We start from the raw sequence: 911 nt of genomic DNA, 5'->3' as shown, positions 1-911 counted from the left end.
GGCCGTGAAATGGCCTTCAATCCTGAAAAAGATTTGGATATCCGCGGCGACAAAGTGTTGCCCAAACATCCGAACGGTTTGAACTTTATCGCCTACCATTCAGACGGCCAGAAGCTGAAAGAGCAGATCTATTATTCAGTCGGCGGCGGTTTTATCGTAACAGACGAAGGGTTTGCACAAGAAGCGCAAGAAAATTCAGACGTGCCATATCCTTACAAAAACTGCGACGAGTTGCTGGCACAATGCCGTCTGAACCAGTTAAATATTTCCGAAGTCGTGTTGGCCAATGAAGCGGCGTTGGCAGGTTGTGATGAGGCGGAAGTGCGCCGCCGAGTGGCCGCCGTGGCCGATGTGATGGAAAACTGCATCAAGCGCGGCTTGGGTGCGGAAGGACAGTTGCCCGGCGGCTTGAACGTTCGCCGCCGTGCGCCGCAGTTGGCAGCCAAACTCAAAGTCCTGCGCGAAAGCGAAATCGTCAATACCCAACTTTGGCCGATGGTGTACGCCATGGCGGTCAATGAAGAAAACGCCGCCGGCGGCCGTGTCGTAACCGCACCCACCAACGGAGCGGCAGGCATTATTCCTGCCGTCTTGCACTATTTCCGCAAATTTAATCCGCACGCTAACCAATCGCGTGTTGAGGACTTCCTGCTGACTGCCGGTGCCATCGGTATTTTGTATAAAACCAATGCGTCGATTTCCGGTGCGGACGTCGGCTGTCAAGGCGAAGTCGGCGTGGCATGTTCCATGGCGGCGGGTGCATACGCCGAAGTTATCGGCGGTACACCGAAACAAGTGGAAAATGCCGCCGAAATGGCCATGGAACACCACTTAGGCCTGACTTGCGACCCTGTCGGCGGCTTGGTGCAAATCCCCTGTATCGAGCGCAACGGCATCGCCGCCGAAAAAGC

At 55.3% G+C, this 911-nt stretch carries 1 protein-coding gene; it reads left to right on the top strand.

Annotation, left to right across the window (positions count from 1 at the left end):
* A partial coding sequence (locus ACTHS3_RS15420; RefSeq protein ID WP_440368427.1) for an L-serine ammonia-lyase occupies nt 1-911 on the top strand: 911 nt, incomplete at both ends.

It is taken from the genome of Neisseria sp. P0009.S007, assembly GCF_051962515.1.
Note: the sequence above shows the minus strand (reverse complement) of the source record. Positions and strands in the feature narration are given on the sequence as shown.